Origin of the sequence: Pseudomonas sp. MRSN 12121 (genome assembly GCF_000931465.1) — a bacterium.
In the GTDB taxonomy this organism is placed as follows: Bacteria; Pseudomonadota; Gammaproteobacteria; order Pseudomonadales; family Pseudomonadaceae; genus Aquipseudomonas.
Genome location: NZ_CP010892.1, coordinates 3,655,880 through 3,677,313, shown reverse-complemented (window position 1 = coordinate 3,677,313; position 21,434 = coordinate 3,655,880). Strand labels below are relative to the sequence as shown.

Below are 21,434 nucleotides of genomic sequence, written 5' to 3'. Positions count from 1 at the left end.
TCAACCGGATGGTTGAGGCCTGGCGGTGCTACAGGAACAGCGTGCTCACCAGTTCAGTGCGGTTGTTCGCCCCGACCTTGCGGAACAGGTTGATCAAGTGGGTCTTGACCGTCGGCAGGCCCAGGTCCAGTCGCTGGGCGATGGTCTTGTTGCAGGCGCCCTCGCGCAGCAGCCAGGCGATCTGCCGTTCCCGCGGGGTCAGGGCGCCGAGGCGCTCGTCATCCCCGGAACAGGGCGCCTGGGCGGCGATTTCCAGCAGCCCCTGCAAGGCATGCAGGGTGCCCAGTTCGCCGGGCTGGAAGGCCCCCAGGCTGGCATCCCGCAGCAGGGACAGGCCGGCGATCGGCTGGCCGGAAGCGTCGCGGGCAAGGACCTCCACCACATCCAGCACCCCGTGGCGTTGCAGGAACCCCTGGTAGACCCGGGTTTCATGCTGCCCCTGCTGGGCCATGCCCATGCGCAGCGACAGTACCGGCGCCCCGGCCGCCAGGCAGTTGCGCGGGCGCAGCGGGTCGTAGTGCCGGTAGCGCTGCAGGTAGGCCTCATGCATCTGCGGGCTCATGTGGTACAGCGAGAAGTGCCCGGCCTGCAACTGGGCATCGATGCGGTAGAAGGCGCACAGGGTGGCCGGCACCACGCGGGTAAAGGCGTCGATGCAGCGCTGGCCGAGCTCATGGGCGGTGTTCATCGAAGGGCTCCTGGCGAACACTGACGGCTTCGCGTCAACGGGCAGAAGAGAGGGACGGGTAGCGCTGCAGTATGGACCTATGTCCGGCTCGTCGGCGGTTCGATGCGAAAGCTCGATGCGAAAGCTCGATGCGACGGTTTGCGCGGGCCGGCGTTGGGTGAAGCAACCGACAAAACCGCTGCCGTGTCCCGCGAGCCCGGAGGCGCGGAACACGGCAGCGGCTATCGGGGCCTCAGCGCCGGGCCTGGGTGAAGCCCAGCTCCAGGGCGGCGACTATGGCGTCGACCTGCGGCGGCTGGATCACCAAGGGCGGCGACAGGATGATCTTGGTCCCCACCGGACGCACCATCACGCCGTTGTCGCGGGCGATCTGCGCCACCTGGTTGGCGTAGCCGCCCATGGGATCGATCGGCTCTCGGGTGGTCTTGTCGGCCACCAGGTCGAGGGCGATCATCAGGCCCTTGCCGCGCACCTCGCCGACGCTGTCGAAGCGTTCGGCGAACGGCAGCAGCTTGCCGAGCATGTAATCGCCCATCTTGCCGGCGTTGGCCGGCAGGTCTTCCTTGACCACGATGTCGAGACTGGCCAGGGCCGCCGCGCACGCCACCGGGTGCCCGGAATAGGTGTAGCCGTGCATGATCGCGCCAGTGAAGTTGCCGTTCCTGGCGAACGCCGCCTCGATCCGCTCGTTGACCACCGTGGCGCCCAGCGGGATGTAGCCGGAGGTGATGCCCTTGGCCAGGCACATGATGTCGGGTTTGACGCCCCACAGGCGGCTGCCGAACATCGAGCCGCTGCGGCCGAAACCGGTCACCACTTCGTCGGCGATCAGCAGCACGCCGTACTTGTCGCAGACCTCGCGGATCAGCGGCCAGTAGTTGGCCGGTGGCACGATCACGCCGCCGGCGCCCTGGATCGGCTCGGCGATGAACGCCGCCACCGTGTCGGGGCTCTGGAACTGGATTTCCCGTTCGAGCAGGTCGGCGCAGATCTTGCCGAGCTCTTCCGGATCCTGGCTGTAGGGGTTGCGGTACAGCCACGGGGTGTCGACATGGAAGCAGCCCGGCAACAGGGGCTCGTAGTTGCGCCGGAACACCGTGTTGCCGTTGACCGAGGCGCCACCGAAGTGGGTGCCGTGGTAGCCCTGGCGCAGCGAGATGAACTTGGTGCGGTCGGCCTGGCCTTCGAGTTTCCAGTACTGGCGGGCCAGCTTCAGCGCGGTCTCGATCGCATCCGAGCCGCCGGAGCTGAACGCCACGCGGCGCATGCCTTCCGGTTCCAGCAGGTTCATCACCACTCGCGACAGCTCCTCGGCGCGCGGATGGCTGACGCCGTCGAACAGCTGGAAGTATTCCAGCTCGTCCAGCTGGGCGGTGATCGCGGCCTTCACTTCCTTGCGGTTGTGGCCGACGTTGACGTTCCACAACCCGGCGACGCCGTCCACCAGCTGATGGCCCTGGTCGTCGTACACATAACAGCCGTCGCCACGGACGATGCGGATCGGCTCGCGTTGTTGCATTTCGTTGGGGTGCAGCATGGGATGCCAGAAGCGGCTTGGTTCGCTCACGTTGAATCTCCTGAAAACGCACGGACAGCGTGGGACATAGTAGTGCGCTCTCTGGCGGCGGGATGCTTGCCTCTGTGTGCCAGGCTCTTGACCGCCGCTGCCAGCGAGTCGGTGGCCCTGATTCCATTGTTCGCCTGGAACATCGCGCCGCCTGGTTTTGCGAGCGCGTTGCGCTCGATCGCAGCCTCGCTGGCGCTCGGCAGCGGCTACGGGGAATGCGGGTGCCTGGGTAGCCGCTGCCAGCGGGGCGGTGGCCCTGATTTCATTGTCCGCCTGGAACACCGCGTCGCGTGGTTTTGCGAGCGCGTTGCGCTCGATCGCAGCCTCGCTGGCGCTCGACAGCGGCTACGGGGAATGCGGCGCCTGGGTAGCCGCTGCCAGCGGGGCGGTGGCCCTAATTCCATTGTTCGCCTGGAACACCGTGTTGCGTGGTTTTGCGAGCGCGTTGCGCTCGATCGCAGCCTCGCTGGCGCTCGACAGCGGCTACGGGGAATGCGGGTGCCTGGGTAGCCGCTGCCGAGCGCCAGCGAGGCTGCGATCGGTTGCGAAGCGACCGTAAATCCTGAGTCCGCGGGACATCTGGATAAACGCGCCAGCAGCGACAGAAGCAGGGCGTTGCGCTACCTCCTGGCAGGCAGTGGCAAGTTTCCCGGCAGCCAGGATCAAGACGGTATTGCGCGTTAGTCGCAGAGTTCGCTGCATGAGGCCAACTAACGAGGACTGCCCATGAGTATTGCCATCGACCCACGTGTCGCCGCCTTTATCGATAGCCCGCACGGCCTGTTGATCGACGGGCGCAGCCAGCCGGCGCTGTCCGGCGCGCAGATGCCGGTGTTCAACCCGGCCACGGGCGAGGAACTGACCCGCGTCGCCGCGGGCGCCCAGGCCGATATCGACCTCGCCGTGGCCGCCGCGCGCCGCGCCTTCGAGGGGCCCTGGGCGGCGCAGCGGCCGGCCGATCGCGAGCGCCTGCTGCTCAAGCTGGCGGACCTGCTGGAGCTCCATGGCGAAGAGTTGGCGCAGCTGGAAACCCTCAACAACGGCCAGTCGATCCACCTGGCCCGGGCCCTGGAAGTCGGTGCCGCCGCCGAGTTCACCCGCTATATGGCGGGCTGGGCGACCAAGATCGAAGGCAAGAGCCTGGACCTGTCGATCGCCGCCGTGCCGGGCGCCCGCTATCGCGCCTATACGGTGCCGGAGCCGGTGGGCGTGGTCGGCGCCATCGTGCCGTGGAATTTCCCGCTGTTGATGGCGATCTGGAAGATAGTGCCGGCCCTGGCCTGCGGCTGCACCGTGGTGCTCAAGCCGGCCGACGAGACCCCGCTGACGGCGCTGCGCTTGGGCCAGCTGTGCCTGGAGGCCGGGATCGCCGCGGGGGTGGTCAATGTGGTCACCGGCAGCGGTGCCGAGGCGGGCGCGGCGCTGTCGGGGCACAAGGGCATCGACAAGCTGGCGTTCACCGGCTCGACCCAGATCGGCAAGCTTATCGGCCACGCGGCGGTGGACAACATGACCCGCTTCTCCCTGGAACTGGGCGGCAAGTCGCCGGTGATCGTGCTCGACGACTGCGACCCGCAGGCCGCGGCCGCCGGCGCCGCGGGGGCGATTTTCTTCAACCAGGGCCAGGTCTGCACCGCCGGCTCGCGCCTGTACATCCAGCGGGCGATCTTCGACCAGGTGCTGGAGCGCCTGGCGGCTATCGCCGGGTCCCTGAGCATCGGCCCCGGCCTGGACGAACAGGCGCAGATCAACCCGCTGATTTCCGCCAAGCAGCAGAAGCGCGTGCTGGACATGATCGGCCAGGGCGTGGCCGACGGCGCGCGGGTGCTGTGTGGCGGGGTGGCCTTTGGCGAGCAGGGGTTCTACGTGCGCCCGACGGTGCTGGCCGAGGTGCATGCCGGCATGCAGGTGGTGCGCGAGGAAATCTTCGGCCCGGTGGTGGTGGCCACGCCTTTCGACGACATCGACGAAGTGGTGGCGCTGGCCAACGACAATCAGTACGGCCTGGGCGCGAGCATCTGGTCCAACGACCTGGCCCGGGTCATGGACCTGATCCCGCGGATCAAGGCCGGCACGGTCTGGGTCAACACCCACAACATGCTCGACCCGTCGATGCCGTTCGGCGGCTACAAGCAATCGGGCATCGGTCGCGAGATGGGCCATGCGGCGATAGAGGCGTATACCGAGAACAAGTCGGTGTGCATCGCGTTTTAACCGCCTTCGCCCGATGGAGGCTGCGCAGACAGCCCGGTAACAAGCACGCCCGCGTGCCCTTGAAATGCCTAAAACAACAACATCAGCATTGCTTTCGAGGTCCAGCACCATGTCTTTCAACGACAGACTCACCCGCCACCTGAACCAGGGCGTGGTCGGCTTTCCCACGGCCCTGGCCAGCGCCGTCGGCCTGATCATGGCCAGCCCGGTGATCCTCACCGCCACCACCGGCTTCGGCCTCGGTGGCGGCGCGTTCGCCATGGCCATGCTCATCGCGATGCTGATGATGCTCGCGCAATCGACCACCTTCGCCGAGGCGGCCTGCATGATCCCCACCAACGGCTCGGTATACGACTACCTGGCCTGCGGCCTGGGGCGCTTCTTCGCCATCACCGGGACGATTTCCGCCTACCTGATCGTGCATGTGTTCGCCGGCACGGCGGAAACCATCCTCAGCGGCGTCATGGCCCTGGTCAACTTCGAGTCCCTCAACACCCTGCTGGAGCAGAGCGGCAGCGCCTGGCTGGTGGGCGTCGGGCTGGTGGTCTGTTTCGGCCTGCTGAACGCCGTGGGCATCACCGCCTTCAGTCGCGCCGAGGTGATCCTGACCTTCGGCATGTGGACCACCCTGATCATCTTCGGCGTGGTCGGGGTGCTGAAGGCACCGGCGATCCAACTCGACGGCTGGTTCGGCGAATCGATGGTCGGCACCGACCTGACCACCATCCTCTCGCTGGTGGGCATGGCCATGTTCATGTTCGTCGGTTGCGAGTTCGTCACCCCGCTGGCCCCGGACGTGCGCCGCGCTGCCAGGACCCTGCCGCGGGCCATGGCCCTGGGCCTGGTGGGCGTGGCCACCTGCATGTTCATCTACGGCGCGGCAATGAAGCGCCAGGTGGCGAACGTGGCCCTGAGCGAGGATGGCAGCGTGCACCTGCTGGATACGCCCATGGCCATCCCGCAGTTCGCCGAGCAGGTGATGGGGCCGTACGGGCGGATCTGGCTCGGCGTCGGCCTGCTGTTCGCCGGGGCGGCGACCATCAACACGCTGATGGCCGGGCTGCCGCGCATCCTCTACGGCATGGCCCTGGACGGCGCGCTGCCCAAGGCGTTCACCTACCTGCATCCGCGCTTCAAGACGCCGCTGTTGTGCATCGCCGTGGCGGTGCTGATCCCGTGCCTGCATGCCTGGTGGCTGGGCGGCAGCACCGACAACATCCTGCACCTGGTGCTGGCCGCGGTCTGTGCCTGGAGCACCGCCTACCTGCTGGTGACCCTGGCGGTGGTGGTGCTGCGGATCCGCCGGCCGGATTTGCCGCGGGCCTACAAGTCGCCCTGGTTCCCGCTGCCGCAGATCGTCTCGTCCATCGGCATCCTGCTCGGCATGTGGTTCATCACGCCGCCGGGCATGAACCCGCGGGATATCTACGTGCTTTGGCAGCATGCTCGGCCTGACGGCGGTCTATGCGCTGGTCTGGACCCTGTTCGTGCAGAAGGTCAATCCGTTCCGTCCGGTGCCGGTGGAGGAGGTGCTGGAGAAAGCCTTCGACCTGGAAACCCAAGCGCCACACCTGCCAGGAGCGCAGCCCGATGAGCCCTACAAGCTGGCGGCAAAGCCTCTGTGATTTCTGGCGCCGGCCACCCACCGGCTACCGCCCGGGGGTGACCCTGAACCACTTGCGCCGCGACCTTGCGGCGCTCGATTGCACGCCGCTGGAGCCCGGGCTGGCGGGCTTCGCCTGGGCCGATGGCGGCTTCGGCTTCGAGGTCCGGGAGCGGCCGCAGGCGCAATTCCTGATGCACCTGGTGCTCTGCGAGTTTCGCCTGCGGGTGCCGGGCACAGCGGGGCCGGCGGCGCGGATCGAGCTGCGGCATACCGGGGCGATCCGCCGCCAGGGCGTCGCCGCGCAGATGAAACAGGGCACGCCGGAGCAGGCGGCCGAACTGTTGCCGTTGTTGCAGGGCGACCCACGCTTGCTGGCGGCGTTGCTGCCGCTGGATTTCCAGCGCCTGAGCCTGCAACGCGACGACCAGGGCTGGCTGGTGTGCCTGGAGCACTTTGGCGCCAGCGAGGTGGTCAACCGGCTGCCTGGCTTTCGTCGTTACATCCGCCTGAGCGCCGCGCAGCGCGACGCTTTGCTGATGACGTTCGCGCGATTGCGCGAGTTGCTCGGCGCGTACTGAACCGTTTCGCGAAAGTGGCACAACCTGTGCGTAAGCCTTGGCGACTGTCCATGCGTCGCGCGTCCTTGCCCGGCAAATAGATAACATGTTAATGATATCGCCCATAACAACTAAAGGCGGTCTCAACCGGTCTCTGGAGGTGCACAGTGCTTGCTTCGCATACTTTCGGTTCCTGGGTCGGCGCACTACAGGGGGTCTGCGGTCGGTTCGACGCGCGCCCGGCGCTGAATTCGGCGTTGTTCATCGGCGAGGTCGGCCTGCGCGACTACGCCGGCCTCGAGGTCGCGCAGATCCGCACCAATGCCGGGCTGATTTCGCGCAAGGGCACCCGCGTCGATCACGACGACGACCGTCACTGCTTCCTGATCATGCAGCGCAGCGGCCATGCCCAGCTCAGCCAGGGCGGCGAGCGCATCGAGCTGGCGCCGGGGGAAATGGCCCTGCTGGACTCGGCCGGTGCCTGCGAAATCGTCCCCCACGGCCTGATCGAACACGTTTCCCTGCATCTGTCCCGGGACGAGGTGTATCGGCATCTGCCGGCGCAGCAGCGCAAGTTCGGCAAACTCTCGCAGCGCTGTGCCAGTGGCCGGCTGATGCGCCTGCTGGTGGAGCAGATCTGCGGCGGCGAGTTGCAGGGCTGCGTCGAACGGCAGGAAGGCCAGGCCTTGCAGGAGGCGCTGATCGCCTTGCTCGGCCCGAGCCTGCAACCAGGCGCCGATCCCACCCTGGACGGCTACGACAGCCAGCACGGCGGCTGCCTGCGCAGCCAGGCGCGGCAGTTGATCAGCCAGTCGCTCAATGAACCCAACCTGACCCCGGTGTCGCTGGCCAGCCAGATGAACATCTCGGTGCGCCAGCTGTACCGGCTGTTCGAAGAGCAGGGCGACAGCGTCTGCCGTTTCATCCAGCGCGCGCGCCTGGATCGCAGCGCGGCCGACCTGAGCAACCCGCGCCTGCGCCATGAGTCGATCACCGACATCGCCTTCAAGTGGGGATTCACCGACTCGTCGCACTTCAGCCGCACCTTCAAGAAGCAGTTCGAGCAGTCGCCGCGGGATTACCGGGCGCACTCGCTGAACGCTTAAGCCCCTGTAGGAGCCAGCAAGCTGGCTCCTACAGGCTTCAGGGGTTCTCCAGGTCGTGCCCCAGAGACTGGATGAACAGCGAGAACAGCTCCGGCTGCGAGGAAATGTCCAGCTTGGCGTAGAGATGGCGCCGGTGCACCTTGATGGTCTCCGGCGAGATCTTCAGCCGCTCGGCCATGGCCTTGGAGGAAAAGCCGCGCAGGATCAGTCGGGCGATTTCCACTTCCCGGTCCGACAGCACGCCACAGCCGAAATGGCTCAGGGCGTCGCGGATCTGGTTGGCCATTTCTTTCGCCGCGGGGGCTGACGGACGCTGGTTGCTCTGCTGCCAATGCTGTTGCATCAAAGGCAGGACCCAGGCCGAGAAGGTGGTGAGCTGGCCTATTTCCTCGGCGCTGAACGGTCGCTGCATGCCCAGCGACAGTGCCAGGGTGCCGGCTTCGGGAATCTGCAGGATGAACTGCAGTTCGTCCTCCAGCACGTTGTCGTGGAAATAGCTGGAAAAGTATTCGCTTTGCCGGAAATGGTCCGGCGCCACTTCTTCCAGGCGGTAGAGGCCACTCGGATAACCTTCGCGGCAGGCCTGGAAAAACGGGTCCAGCAGGTACAGGCCGTTGAGGTAGGTGAGCATCGAGGCCGGCTTGTCCGAAGGCTCGGCATCGTATTCCTCGAGCGCCGTGGGCAGGCCGTTGTGCGGATAGAAGATCGCCAGGGCGTTATCGAACGGCAGGGCCTGGTGCAGCAGGAGCACCAGTTGCTTCCAGAAGCGTTCGCCGCCGATCTGCGAGAGGGTGCGGCCGAGTCCGGCATGCATGCCGATTTCCCTGAACAATGTGATCAAACCAGTGGCTCCGCGTCGCTGTCGCTGGGGATTGGCGCGCTGCGGTGCGCCAGGTGCAGGCATGGTTTCGGCGATTTGCCCGACTCGTCAAGGGGGAGTACCCCAATAGGGGAATTGGCCCTGTGTTCCAGCCTGACTAGAGTGCCTGCATCCAATACGCCCCAGAGCGTATCCGCCTGACGTTCTTCGTTCCTGCCTCACACCAACAATAACCACGAGGATGACGACATGAGCTCTCGCTGCGCGCCGGAAGGCGCCCTGAAACCCACGCTGAGCGTGTTCGATGTGGTGGCTATTACCGTGTCGGGCGTGACCCCGGCCAGTTCGGTCTTCGTGATCGCGCCGTTCGCCATTCACCAGGCCGGCAGCGGGGTATTCCTGGCCTTTGTCATGGCCGGCTTGCTGGCCCTGATGTTCGCCTTCTGCTACGCGGAACTGGGCCGGGCCCACAACAGTGCCGGCGGCGAGTATGTGTACGCCAAGCGGGTGTTCGGCGGCATGGCTGGCTACGCGACCTTTCTCACGGTGCTGGTGATGCTGCTGTTCATTCCGCCGGTGCTGGCCACCGGCGCGGCGACCTACCTGAACAACGCCCTGGGCACGGGTTTCGATGCGCAGACCGTGGCCCTGGTGATCGTGGTCTGCAGTTATGCCCTGGGCATCCTCAACATCAAGCTCAACGCCTGGATCACCGGCACCTGCCTGTTGCTGGAGGTCGGCGCCTTGCTGGTGATCGTGTTCCTGGGCTTCGGCAATGCCTCGCAGCCGGCGAGCATCCTGCTGCAACCGCAGATCGTCGAAAACGGCGTGCTGCACCTGGCGCCCTGGGCCCTGGTGATCGGCGCGGTAGGGATCGGGTTGTTTTCCTATAACGGTTACGGGCCGGCGGTGCTGCTGGCCGAGGACATGAAATGCAAGGGGCAGGGCGTGCACAAGGCGGTGCTCTGGTCCCTGGTATTGGTGGTGATCATCGAGCTGGTGCCCTTGACCGCGCTGCTGATCGGCGCGCCGTCCCTCGGCGCGATGCTCGCCAGTCCCGACCCCATCGGCTACCTGCTGACCAGCCATGGCAACGAAACCCTGTCGCGGGTGGTCAGCGCCGGGATCTTCCTCTCGGTGTTCAACGCCATCGTCGCCATCGTGATCCAGATCGGACGGGTGGTGTTCTCCAGCGGCCGCGACGCGCTGTGGACACCCGGCATCAATCGCTTGTTCACGCGGATTCACCCGCGCTGGGATTCGCCGTGGCTGGCCACGCTGTTCCTGGCCGTTCCCTCGGCGGTGCTCAGTTTCAGCTCTAACCTGGCCGACCTGACCTCGTTCAGCGTGCTGCTGATCATGCTGGTGTATTTGATCGTCGCCCTCAGCGCGCTGATGAGCCGGGTACTGCTGCGCGATCGGGCGCACCCGTACCGTATGCCGCTGTGGCCGTTGCCGGCGCTGCTGGCGGTGCTCGGCGCCGGTTATCTGCTATTCAATCTGTTCCTGGACGCTTCGCTCAGGGACATCCTGGTGATCGTCGGCCTGCTGGCGCTGTCGGTGATCCTGTATGGCACCAACGGCCGGTTCAGTCCGGCGTTTCAGAAACTCTAAAGGAGCAATCATGCGCGCACGTCAATTGGGCATCAGCCTGGGCCTGGGTACTCCCGGCCCCTTCAACGCCATCACCGATGTCCCGGGGGTACGGGTGGGCCACAGCACGCTCAGGACCACGGTCGACGGCAAGCAGGTACGGACCGGGGTGACCCTGATCCAGCCCCGCGAAGGGTTCGCCCGGCTGCAACCCTGTTTCGCCGGCTGCCATGTGCTCAACGGCAACGGCGACGCCACCGGGCTGGAGTGGGTCCGCGAGGCGGGCCTGCTGACCACGCCGCTGGCGATCACCAACACCCATAGCGTGGGCGTGGTGCGCGATGCGCTGATCGCCGAGGAGCGCAGCAGCCTGGCCGACCCCTCGGAGTATTGGTGCATGCCGGTGGTGATGGAGACCTACGATGGCCTGCTCAACGACATCTGGGGCCAGCATGTCGGTCCGCAGCAGGTCCGCGAGGCCCTGGCCAATGCCGAATCCGGCCCGGTGCAAGAGGGTGCGGTCGGCGGCGGCACCGGGATGATCTGCCATGAGTTCAAGGGCGGGATCGGCACGGCGTCGCGCCAGGTGCCGAAGGAGCGGGGTGGCTACACGGTCGGCGCGCTGGTGCAGGCCAACCACGGCAAGCGCGCGGAGTTGCGGGTCGATGGCTATCCGGTGGGACGGCAATTGGGCGATATCCCGTCACCCTTCGCTCTGCGCGGCACGCCGGGCATGGGCTCGATCGTGGTGATCCTGGCCACGGACGCGCCCCTGCTGCCCCACCAGTGCCAGCGCCTGGCGCAACGGGCATCCATCGGCATTGCCCGCACCGGCGGCGGCACCGAGGATTCCAGTGGCGACATCTTCCTGGCGTTCGCCACCGGTAACCGCGACCTGCCACCTTCGGCCTACGGGCGCCAGGGCGTGCCGTTCACCAGCCCCCTGGCGATGCTCAACAACGACTACATTTCCGAGCTGTTCAGCGCGGCGGCCGAAGCGGTGGAGGAAGCCATCGTCAACGCCCTGCTGGCGGGCGAACCGATGACCGCGGACAACGGCGCGAGCGTGCCGGCACTGACGGGCGATACCTTGTTACAGGCCTTGAAACTAACTGGATGGAACAAACTTGTATGAACTTAAACTGCGACACAGTCGGCAAAACAATGTTTAGGGTTATTTAATAATTAAATTCTAGATTGTCGGACAATTATCGCTGGGGGTTGAGGCTTAAAGAATATTTCGACTTGTCAGTCATTGTTTTCGGGAGTTTGCAGGAACAGTAGAAATCAGGCGTCAAAAAGTAGTGGACGCCCGATTTCGAATTGTGTCAGCTTGCTTACGCCCAAATGGGGCGAGTGATAGGACGCTCTCGCCAGGGACCGTCGCTATCGGACAAAAACTGTTCCATTGATTACAAGGAAGTGTGTTTATGTCGAAAGTTAAAGCGAAAGCTATTGTGACCGCCGAACAAGAGCTCGTGCCATTGGCCGCAGCAAGTTCTGCGTATAACCAGATCAATAGCTTCAGCCATCAGTATGACCGTGGTGGCAATCTGACGGTCAATGGCAAGCCCTCCTACACAGTCGATCAGGCAGCCACCCAGCTGCTGCGCGACGGTGCCGCCTACCAGGATCTCAACGGCAACGGCAAGATCGATCTGACCTATACCTTCCTGACCTCGGCGTCCTCGAGCACCCTGTACAAACACGGCATCTCCGGGTTCAGCCAGTTCAGTGCGCAGCAGAAGGCACAAGCCGCGCTGTCCATGCAGTCCTGGGCCGACGTGGCCAATGTCACCTTCACCGAAAAGGCTTCCGGCGGTGACGGCCACATGACCTTCGGCAACTACAGCGGTGGCCAGGACGGCGCGGCGGCCTTCGCCTACCTGCCAGGCACCGGCGCGGGCTACGACGGTACTTCCTGGTACCTGATCAACAGCAGCTACACCGCCAACAAGAACCCCGACCTCAACAACTACGGCCGGCAGACGCTGACCCACGAGATCGGCCACACCCTGGGCCTGGCCCACCCTGGCGACTACAACGCCGGGAACGGCAATCCGACCTACAACGACGCGACCTATGGACAGGACACGCGCGGCTACAGCGTCATGAGCTACTGGAGTGAAAGCAACACCAAGCAGAACTTCAGCAAGGCCGGCGTCGAAGCCTATGCCTCGGGCCCGCTGATCGACGACATCGCCGCGATCCAGAAGCTCTACGGCGCCAACACCAGCACCCGTACCGGCGACACCACCTACGGCTTCAACTCCAACACCGGCCGCGATTTCCTCAGCGCGACCTCGTCGGCGGACAAGCTGGTGTTCTCGGTCTGGGATGCGGGCGGCAAGGATACCCTGGACTTCTCCGGCTTCACCCAGAACCAGAAGATCAACCTCAATGAGACCTCGTTCTCCGACGTTGGTGGCCTGGTAGGCAACGTTTCCATCGCCAAGGGCGTGACCGTGGAAAACGCCATCGGCGGCTCGGGCAACGACCTGCTGATCGGCAACAACGTGGCCAACGAGCTCAAGGGCGGTGCCGGCAACGACATCCTCTACGGCGGTGGCGGGGCGGACAAGCTGTGGGGCGGCGCGGGTGCCGACATCTTCGTCTTCGGCGCCAGCTCGGACTCCACGCCCGGTGCGGCCGACCAGATCCTGGACTTCGCCAGCGGCCTGGACAAGATCGACCTGACCGGCATCACCAAGGGCGCGGGGCTGCACTTCGTCAACGCGTTCACCGGTAGCGCCGGCGATGCGATCCTCAGCACCTCGGGCGGCAACAGCACCCTCTCGGTGGACTTCTCCGGGCATGGCGTGGCCGACTTCCTGGTCACCACCGTCGGCCAGGCGGCAGTCACTGACATCGTCGCCTGATCCCGTAAGATAGCCGTGAAGCAAAGGAAGGAGGACGGCGCCCCGGCGGCGTCCTCCGACCTGTATCGACAGGCGCATGCCTGAAGCGTTGCCCGGAGCGACCCCCTATGATTCGAACTGCCTTTATCGCGAAGGCCGGCGCGTACCTGATCGCGACGTTGATGATGTTTTCTGGAGAAACAAGCATGGCAAGCAGCCTGAGATTGGCGGACCCGGCGGAACTGGCCGGACACTGGCACCTGTCGCAGCCGGCGCAACCGGCCAGCCAGTGCGTCCTGGACCTGGAGCGCAACGGCACCCTGGGCGCGGGCGCGGAGTGTCTTTCCGGCTGGCTGGGCGATCCGGCCATTGGCTGGTTTCCCGAGCCGGACGGAATTGCCGTGACCGGCAAAGAGGGCTCGAAGATCATCTTTCTAAGTCGCCAGAAAGACGGCTTATATGAAGGCACTTTGAAATCGGGGGCAAAAGTTATATTGCAGCGCACCCCCTGAAAAGTCGCGGCTGTATGCATCTTTGAATGTATCTGTATGGATAAGCGTATAAGGCAGGGCCATATACGCTATGTCTTTATGTTTGATGTAAAGAACTAAATAACTAGAACTCCGTATCGTCTGGCGGTAGAGTTCTTTCGCCTGTACGCCTCAATAATCCAATAATGTCCCGACTCAAGTACGGGCGGTTTATTTGTCCTGTGCCCGTGGCACGGGATATACAGCTCAGGAAAGACCAATGAAGATGGCGAAGACCACTGCACCGTTGTTCAAGGCACTGGGCGATTACAAAGGCATCCTGATCAGCGTCGGTTGTTTCACCGCACTGATCAATGTGCTGATGCTGGTCCCCTCGATCTACATGCTCCAGGTCTACGACCGGGTCCTTTCCTCGCAGAACGAAACCACCCTGGCGATGCTGTCGCTGATGGTGGTCGGCTTCTTCGCGTTCATCGGCTTGCTGGAGGTGGTGCGCAGCTTCATCGTCATCCGCATCGGCAGCCAGCTGGAGCGTCGTTTCAACCTGCGGGTCTACCAGGCCGCGTTCGAGCGCAACCTGTTCCGCGGCGAAGGGCATGCCGGGCAATCCCTGGGCGACCTGACCCACATCCGCCAGTTCGTCACCGGACCTGCGCTGTTCGCCTTCTTCGACGCGCCGTGGTTTCCCATCTACCTGTTCGTGATCTTTCTGTTCAACACCTGGCTGGGGGTATTCGCCACGGTGGGCGCGGTCCTGCTGATCGCCCTGGCGTACCTCAACGAAGTCATGACCAAGAAGCCCCTGGGCGAAGCCAGCGGCTACTCGCAGAAGTCCACGCAACTGGCCACCAGCCACCTGCACAATGCCGAAACCATCCAGGCCATGGGCATGCTCGGCGCGCTGCGCAAGCGCTGGTTCGACGTGCACTCGCGCTTTCTCAGCCTGCAGAACCAGGCCAGCGACACCGGCGCGGTCATCAGTTCGCTGAGCAAGACCCTGCGCCTGTGCCTGCAATCGCTGGTGCTGGGCCTGGGGGCCTTGCTGGTGATCAAGGGCGACATGACCGCCGGCATGATGATCGCCGGATCGATCCTGATGGGCCGGGTGCTGAGCCCGATCGACCAGTTGATCGCGGTGTGGAAGCAGTGGAGTTCCGCCAAGCTCGCCTACCAGCGCCTGGACTCGCTGTTGCAGGCCTTCCCGCCGAGCGACACGGCGATGTCGCTGCCCGCGCCCAAGGGCCAGGTGAGTTTCGAGCAGGTCAGCGCCGGCCCGCCGGGCAAGCGCCTGGCGACCTTGCAGCAGGTCAGCTTCAACCTCGGGGCGGGGGAGGTGCTGGGCGTGCTCGGCGCCTCCGGCTCCGGCAAGTCGACCCTGGCCCGGGTCCTGGTGGGGGTATGGCCGACCCTGGCGGGCACGGTGCGCCTGGACGGCGCCGATATCCATCGCTGGAACCGCAATGAACTGGGCCCCCACATCGGCTACCTGCCCCAGGACATCGAGCTGTTTTCCGGCAGCATCGCCGAGAACATCGCGCGCTTTCAGGACACGGACCCGCAACAGGTGGTGCAGGCCGCGCAACAGGCCGGCGTGCACGAACTGATCCTGCGCTTGCCTCAGGGCTACGACACCCAGCTGGGCGACGATGGCAGCGGCCTGTCCGGCGGGCAGAAGCAGCGCGTGGCCCTGGCCCGGGCGCTGTACGGCCAGCCAAGGCTGGTGGTGCTCGACGAACCGAACTCCAACCTCGATACCGTGGGCGAGAGCGCCCTGGCGTCGGCCATCGCGCAGATGAAGGCCCAGGGCACCAGCGTGATCCTGGTGACCCACCGTTCTTCCGCGCTGGCCCAGGCCGACAAGCTGCTGGTGCTCAACGAAGGGCGCCTGCAGGCCTTCGGCCCGAGCCAGGAAGTGCTCCGGGCGCTGTCCGGTGGTGCCCAGGCACAAGCCCAGGCGTCGGTCCAGGAACCGTCGCGGGACAAACCGTCGGCCCCGGCCGGCTTGAGCATGAGCCGCCAATACCAGGCCCCGACACGGAATCCAGGCGCATGAGCAAGGACAGCCAAATGATGATCGAACAAGGTTATGCGCCGGAGCGTCCCGAGCGCGATGCGCGGTTTTTTGCGCGCATGGGCTGGGTACTGGCGCTGGTCGGCGCCGGCAGCTTCTTTACCTGGGCGGCCCTGGCGCCGCTGGACCAGGGCATCCCGGTGCAGGGCACGGTGGTGGTCTCGGGCAAGCGCAAGGCCGTGCAATCGATGAGCGGCGGGGTGGTCAGCCGGATCCTGGTCCGCGAGGGCGAGGCGGTGAAGCAGGGCCAGCCGCTGTTCCGCCTCGACCAGACCCAGGTCGAGGCCGATGTGCAGTCGCTGCAGGCGCAGTACCGCATGGCCTGGGCCAGCCTGGCGCGCTGGCAGAGCGAGCGCGACAACCTCAGGCAGGTGGATTTCCCGCCGGCCCTGAGCGCCAACCCCGACCCGGCCCTGGCCCTGGTGCTGGAAGGCCAGCGGCAGTTGTTCAGCAGCCGGCGCGAAGCCTTCGCCCGGGAACAGGCGGCGATCCGCGCCAGCATCGACGGCGCCACCGCGCAACTGGCCGGGATGCGCCGCGCGCGCACCGACCTCAACAACCAGGCCGAGTCACTGCGCCAGCAACTGGCCAACCTGCAACCGCTGGCGGACAACGGCTATATCCCGCGCAACCGCCTGATGGAGTACCAGCGCCAGCTGTCCCAGGTGCAGCAGGAACAGGCGCAGAACACCGGCGAAAGCGGCCGGGTGGAGCAGGGCATCCTCGAGTCGCGGCTCAAGTTGCAGCAGCACGCCGAGGAGTACCAGAAAGAGGTGCGCAGCCAACTGGCCGAGGCCCAGCTGAAAAGCCTGACCCTGGAGCAACAGCTGACCTCGGCCGGTTTCGACTTGCAGCACAGCGAGATCCTCGCGCCGGCCGACGGCATCGCGGTCAACCTCGGGGTGCACACCGAAGGGGCGGTGGTCCGTCCCGGGGAAAACCTGCTGGAAATCGTGCCCCAGGACACGCGGCTGGAAGTCGAAGGCCACCTGCCGGTGAACCTGATCGACAAGGTCGGCAGCCACCTGCCGGTGGACATTCTGTTCACTGCCTTCAACCAGAGCCGCACGCCGCGGGTGTCCGGCGAGGTCAGCCTGATCTCCGCCGACCAGATGGTCGATGAGAAGACCGGCATGCCGTATTACGTGCTGCGCAGCAGCGTCAGCGACCAGGCCATGGAGAAACTCAACGGCCTGGTGATCAAGCCCGGCATGCCGGCGGAAATGTTCGTCCGCACCGGCGAGCGCTCGCTGCTCAACTACCTGTTCAAACCCCTGCTCGACCGGGCGGGATCCGCATTGACCGAGGAATAAGGATGTTCCGTCGCATGAGTCAGCTTTCCATCTTCGGAGCCACCGTCGCCTTGCTGTGCTGTACCGGCGTTCACGCCGCCATGGGGCCGTTCCAGGTCTACGAGCAGGCGCTGCGTAACGACCCGGTGTTCCTCGGGGCGATCAAGGCGCGCGACGCGGGCCTGGAAAACCGCATCATCGGCCGCGCCGGGCTGCTGCCCAAGCTCAACTACAACTACAACAAGGGGCGCAACAACTCCAAGGCCACGGTGCCCGACGGCCGCGGCGGCACCAGCCATGACGACCGCAACTACGACAGCTACGGCTCGACCTTCACCCTGCAGCAGCCGCTGATCGACTACGAGGCCTATGCCTCCTACCGCAAGGGCGTGGCCCAGGCGCTGTTCGCCGACGAGAGTTTCCGCGGCAAGAGCCAGGAGCTGCTGGTGCGGGTGCTGACCTATTACACCCAGGCGCTGTTCGCCCAGGACCAGATCGACATCGCCCAGGCCAAGAAGAAGGCCTTCGAGCAGCAGTTCCAGCAGAACGAGCACATGTTTCGCCAGGGCGAGGGCACCCGCACCGACATTCTCGAAGCCGAATCGCGCTACGAGCTGGCCACCGCCGAGGAGATCGAGGCCCGCGACGAGCAGGATGCGGCGCTGCGCGAGCTGGGCGCGCTGATTGGCGAGCCGACCGTGGACATCCGCGACCTGGCGCCCCTGGGCGAGCGTTTCGAGTCGTTCACCCTGTCGCCGGCCAACTATGACGCCTGGCATGAGCTTGCGATCAGCAATAACCCGAACCTGGCGTCCCAGCGCCAGGCGGTGGAAGTGGCGCGTTACGAGATCGAGCGCAACCGCGCCGGCCACCTGCCGCGGCTCAGCGCCTATGCCACTTCGCGCCGGGTCGAGTCGGAAAGCGGCAACACCTACAACCAGCGCTACGACACCAACACCATCGGCATTGAAATCAGCATGCCGCTGTACGCCGGCGGCGGCGTCTCGGCGTCCACCCGCCAGGCCAGCCGGATGATGGAGCAGGCCGAGTACGAGCTCGACTCGCAGACCCGCAGCACCCTGATCGAGCTGCGGCGCCAGTTCAGCGCCTGCCTGTCCGGAGTCAGCAAGCTGCGCGCCTATCAGAAGGCCTTGACCTCGGCCGAGGCGCTGGTGGTCTCGACCAAGCAGAGCATCCTCGGCGGCGAGCGGGTCAACCTCGACGCGCTGAACGCCGAGCAACAGCTGTACACCACCCGGCGCGACCTGGCGCAGGCCCGCTACGACTATCTGATGGCCTGGACCAAGTTGCACTACTACGCGGGCACCCTGCGCGAAGACGACCTGGCGCGGGTCGATGAAGCCTTCAGGCCCGGCTCATGAACGGTTCATGAACAAGGCGGCCGCGGACGGCCTGGCCTGACATTTTCGACAAAAACAAAAAACGAGAAGTCATTACATGGATAGATGCTTTCATCAGCTCAAGGCGCTGAGTCGCCGTTCGTTGCTGGCGTGTTCCGCGGTATTGCCCGTGGCGCTGCCCGGCTTGGTCCAGGCGCAGTACCAGGAGGCCGGGCAGCCGGGTTCGCCGGCCTCCTGGCGGTCGGCCGAATACAACCAGGACTGGGGCCTGGAGCGCATGCGGGCCAGTTCCGCCTATGCCGCCGGGATCACCGGCAGCGGGGTGAAGATCGGCGCCCTGGATTCCGGTTTCGACGCCAGCCATCCCGAGGCCTCGCCCGAGCGCTTCCATGCCGTCACCGCCACGGGCACCTATGTCGACGGCACGCCGTTCAGCGTTTCCGGGGTGCTCAACGGCAACAACGACAGCCACGGCACCCATGTCACCGGCACCATGGGCGCGGCCCGCGATGGCATCGGCATGCACGGCGTGGCGTTCAATGCCCAGGTCTACGTCGGCAACACCAACAAGAACGACAGTTTCCTCTTCGGCCCGACCCCGGACCCGCGCTATTTCAAGGCGGTCTACGGGGCCCTGGCGGACGCCGGGGTGCGCGCGATCAACAACAGCTGGGGCAGCCAGCCGCCGGATGTCAGCTACCAGACGTTGGCCGGCCTGCAGGCCGCCTATGCCCAGCACTACGGCCAGGGCACCTGGCTGGACGCCGCCGCGGACGTGTCGCGCCAGGGTGTGATCAACGTCTTCAGCGCCGGCAACAGCGGCTACGCCAACGCCAGCGTGCGTGCGGCGCTGCCGTATTTCCAGCCGGACCTGGAAGGCCACTGGCTGGCGGTATCCGGCCTGGATGCCAACAACCAGCAGCGCTACAACCAGTGCGGCGCAGCCAAGTACTGGTGCGTGGCGAGCCCCGGGCGGCTGATCTCCAGCACCGTGCCCGGCGGCGGCTACGCCACCAAGTCCGGCACCTCGATGGCCGCGCCCCATGCCACCGGCGCGCTGGCCCTGGTGATGGAGCGCTATCCGTACATGAACAACCAGCAGGCCCTGGAGGTCTTGCTGACCACCGCCACCCAGCTGGACGGCTCGCCCACCGTGGCGCCGAACAGCCTGGTCGGCTGGGGCGTGCCGGACCTCGAACGGGCAATGCGTGGGCCCGGGCAATTGCTCGGGGCCTTCGATGCCAACCTGGGCGCCGGGCAGCGTGACGTGTGGAGCAACGACATCTCCGACCAGGCGCTGCTGCAACGCCAGGGCGAGGACGCCACCGAGCGAGCCGCCTGGCAGCAGACCCTGAAGGACCGGGGCTGGGAAAACGGCCTCGGCGCCGGTGCCAGCCAGCAGGACAAGACCGACTACGCCGTCGGCATGGCCCGCGACGCCGCCGCGGCGCAGCGGGTGTACGAGGGCAGCCTGATCAAGTCCGGCGCCGGCCAGCTGGTACTCAGTGGCCACAACAGCTACCGCGGCGCGACCACGGTCAACGCCGGCCTGCTGACGGTCGACGGTTCGCTGGCCTCGACCGTCACGGTGAATGCCGGCGGCACCCTCGGCGGCTCCGGGCAGGTCGGCGGGTTGCTCGCCAACCGCGGCGCCACCGTGGCCCCGGGCAACTCCATCGGCACCCTGCAGGTGGCGGGCGACCTGACTTTCCAGCCGGGCTCGACCTACGCGGTGGAGCTGTCGCCCACCAGCAGCGACCGCCTCGTCGCCACCGGCAAGGCCACGCTTAACGGCGCCGGAGTCACCCTGGCCCTGGAAAACAGCCCGCAGCTGCTCAGTGTCGAGCAGACGCAGAGCCTGATCGGCCGCCAGTACCAGATTCTCCAGGCAGGCAACGGCATCGAAGGCCGCTTCGGCTCGGTCGAGCCGAACTACCTGTTCCTCGGCGGCAGCCTCGATTACTCCGCCAGCGGCGTGCAACTGAGCATCGCGCGCAACGACACCGCGTTCGCCAGCGTCGGCCAGACCCCGAACCAGCGTGCCGTGGCCGCGGCCGCCGAGCGCCTGGGCGCGGGCAACCCGGTGTACGAGAGCCTGCTGCGCTCGCCCGACGCCGCGGTGGCGCGCCAGGGCTTCCAGCAGTTGTCCGGGGAAATCTATCCGGCGCTCGGCTCGATGCTGCTCAATGACAGCCGCTACCTGCGCGACGCGGTCGGCGAACGCCTGCAGGCGCCCGGCGCGCAGGTCCAGGGCCAGGGCAACGCCTGGCTCAAGGTCCTGGGCGCCTGGGGCAAGAACGATGGCGACCACGACACCGAGGCCTACAACAGCTCGATCGGCGGCTTGCTGCTGGGCGCCGACGGCGCGCTCAGCGACGATACGCGGCTGGGCGCATTCGCCGGCTACAGCGACAGCTCGCTGAGCATGGGCGGCGGCACCCACTCCAAGGCCTCGGTCGACAGCTACCACCTGGGCACCTACCTGGGCCACGAACTGGGCGCCTGGCGCCTGAGTGCCGGGGCGAGCCACAGCTGGCATCGCGCGGACGTCAAGCGCGACCTGCAGTTCGCCGACGTCGCCGGTACACAGAAAGCCAAGGTCGACGCCCGTACCAGCCAGGTGTTCGGCGAGGCGGCCTATCGCCTGGCGCTGCCGGCGCTGGCGCTGGAGCCGTTCGGCAACCTGGCCTATGTGCACCTGCACCGCGACGGCTTCCGCGAGAAGGGCGACGCCGCCGCGCTGCAAGCCGGCAGCGACAGCCGCGAAGCCGTGCTCGGCACCCTCGGCCTGCGGGCGGCGAAGAGCCTGGACCTGTCCGCGCAGACCCGCCTGGACCTGTCCGGCTCGCTGGGCTGGCAGCACAACCTGAGCAACACCCGGGCCGAAGAGCACCTGGCGTTCGCCGCGGGTGGCACGCCGTTCAGCGTCGAAAGCACGTCCCTGGCGCGCAACTCGGCGCTGGTCGGCGCCAAGGCCAGCCTGGCCCTGAGCCGCGACCTGCGCCTGAGCCTGGAGTACAGCGGCCAGCTGGCCAGCCGCGAGAAACAGCACGGCGCGGGGCTGAGCCTCGACTGGCAGTTCTGAGCCCGCACCCTGACAGCGCCGTGCCGACGCCCGCGTCGACTCGGCGAACCGCAATCGGCATGGCACGGGCCGCCGCCGGCAGCCCGGCTGTTCGATAAAACCAAGCGCGCCGGATCGCGGCGCGC

14 protein-coding genes and 1 pseudogene are annotated in these 21,434 nt (G+C 66.1%); 12 read left to right on the top strand and 3 right to left on the bottom strand.

What is annotated here, in order from left to right; translation table 11 throughout:
• Positions 1 to 28 precede the first annotated feature (28 nt).
• Complete coding sequence (locus TO66_RS16595; RefSeq protein WP_044463349.1) at positions 29 to 688, bottom strand: LuxR C-terminal-related transcriptional regulator; 660 nt, start codon at positions 686 to 688, stop codon at positions 29 to 31.
• 232 nt (positions 689 to 920) lie between these two features.
• Entirely contained in the window at positions 921 to 2,255 is a 1,335-nt protein-coding gene (locus tag TO66_RS16590) for an aspartate aminotransferase family protein (protein ID WP_044463348.1), read from the bottom strand.
• A gap of 726 nt (positions 2,256 to 2,981) precedes the next feature.
• Between TO66_RS16590 and TO66_RS16585 the strand changes: the two genes are divergently transcribed.
• From TO66_RS16585 to feaR, 4 genes and pseudogenes are all read left to right on the top strand, one after another.
• Positions 2,982 to 4,469 (top strand): aldehyde dehydrogenase, encoded by a 1,488-nt coding sequence (locus tag TO66_RS16585; protein WP_044463347.1) that lies wholly within the window; start codon positions 2,982 to 2,984, stop codon positions 4,467 to 4,469.
• A 109-nt stretch (positions 4,470 to 4,578) separates the two neighbouring features.
• A pseudogene (locus TO66_RS16580) lies at positions 4,579 to 6,094 on the top strand (APC family permease).
• Positions 6,060 to 6,653 (top strand): DUF3156 family protein, encoded by a 594-nt coding sequence (locus TO66_RS16575; RefSeq protein ID WP_044463346.1) that lies wholly within the window; start codon positions 6,060 to 6,062, stop codon positions 6,651 to 6,653. Before TO66_RS16580 ends, TO66_RS16575 begins: the two are co-directional and overlap by 35 nt.
• Positions 6,654 to 6,799: 146 nt before the next feature.
• The gene (gene feaR / locus TO66_RS16570; protein WP_044463345.1) at positions 6,800 to 7,738 is read left to right on the top strand and encodes a transcriptional regulator FeaR; all 939 of its coding nucleotides are present in this window, start codon (positions 6,800 to 6,802) and stop codon (positions 7,736 to 7,738) included.
• A 37-nt stretch (positions 7,739 to 7,775) separates the two neighbouring features.
• On the opposite strand, the gene TO66_RS16565 is transcribed toward feaR, so the two are convergent.
• On the bottom strand, positions 7,776 to 8,579 hold the full coding sequence (locus tag TO66_RS16565; protein WP_148558640.1) for a helix-turn-helix transcriptional regulator: 804 nt from the start codon (positions 8,577 to 8,579) through the stop codon (positions 7,776 to 7,778).
• A gap of 228 nt (positions 8,580 to 8,807) precedes the next feature.
• Here TO66_RS16565 and TO66_RS16560 point away from each other — a divergent pair, with 228 nt between their 5' ends.
• The 8 genes from TO66_RS16560 (at position 8,808) to TO66_RS16525 (ending at position 21,309) form a co-directional block, all read left to right on the top strand.
• Positions 8,808 to 10,172: an APC family permease gene (locus tag TO66_RS16560; protein WP_044463343.1), complete on the top strand. Its 1,365-nt coding sequence runs from the start codon at positions 8,808 to 8,810 to the stop codon at positions 10,170 to 10,172.
• 10 nt (positions 10,173 to 10,182) lie between these two features.
• Entirely contained in the window at positions 10,183 to 11,286 is a 1,104-nt protein-coding gene (locus TO66_RS16555) for a P1 family peptidase (RefSeq protein ID WP_044463342.1), read from the top strand.
• A gap of 295 nt (positions 11,287 to 11,581) precedes the next feature.
• A complete protein-coding gene (locus TO66_RS16550; RefSeq protein WP_044463341.1) occupies positions 11,582 to 13,030 on the top strand; it encodes a serralysin family metalloprotease in 1,449 nt (482 codons plus the stop codon).
• Between the two features lie 107 nt (positions 13,031 to 13,137).
• Positions 13,138 to 13,521, top strand: coding sequence for an AprI/Inh family metalloprotease inhibitor (locus TO66_RS16545; RefSeq protein WP_044463340.1), 384 nt, complete (start codon positions 13,138 to 13,140; stop codon positions 13,519 to 13,521).
• A 238-nt stretch (positions 13,522 to 13,759) separates the two neighbouring features.
• The gene (locus TO66_RS16540) at positions 13,760 to 15,553 is read left to right on the top strand and encodes a type I secretion system permease/ATPase (RefSeq protein ID WP_044463339.1); all 1,794 of its coding nucleotides are present in this window, start codon (positions 13,760 to 13,762) and stop codon (positions 15,551 to 15,553) included.
• A gap of 14 nt (positions 15,554 to 15,567) precedes the next feature.
• Positions 15,568 to 16,884, top strand: a complete 1,317-nt coding sequence (locus TO66_RS16535) for an HlyD family type I secretion periplasmic adaptor subunit (protein WP_156162121.1) — start codon at positions 15,568 to 15,570, stop codon at positions 16,882 to 16,884.
• Between the two features lie 2 nt (positions 16,885 to 16,886).
• Complete coding sequence (locus TO66_RS16530) at positions 16,887 to 18,245, top strand: TolC family outer membrane protein (RefSeq protein WP_044463337.1); 1,359 nt, start codon at positions 16,887 to 16,889, stop codon at positions 18,243 to 18,245.
• Between the two features lie 121 nt (positions 18,246 to 18,366).
• Complete coding sequence (locus tag TO66_RS16525; protein WP_409077194.1) at positions 18,367 to 21,309, top strand: autotransporter domain-containing protein; 2,943 nt, start codon at positions 18,367 to 18,369, stop codon at positions 21,307 to 21,309.
• Positions 21,310 to 21,434: the final 125 nt, after the last annotated feature.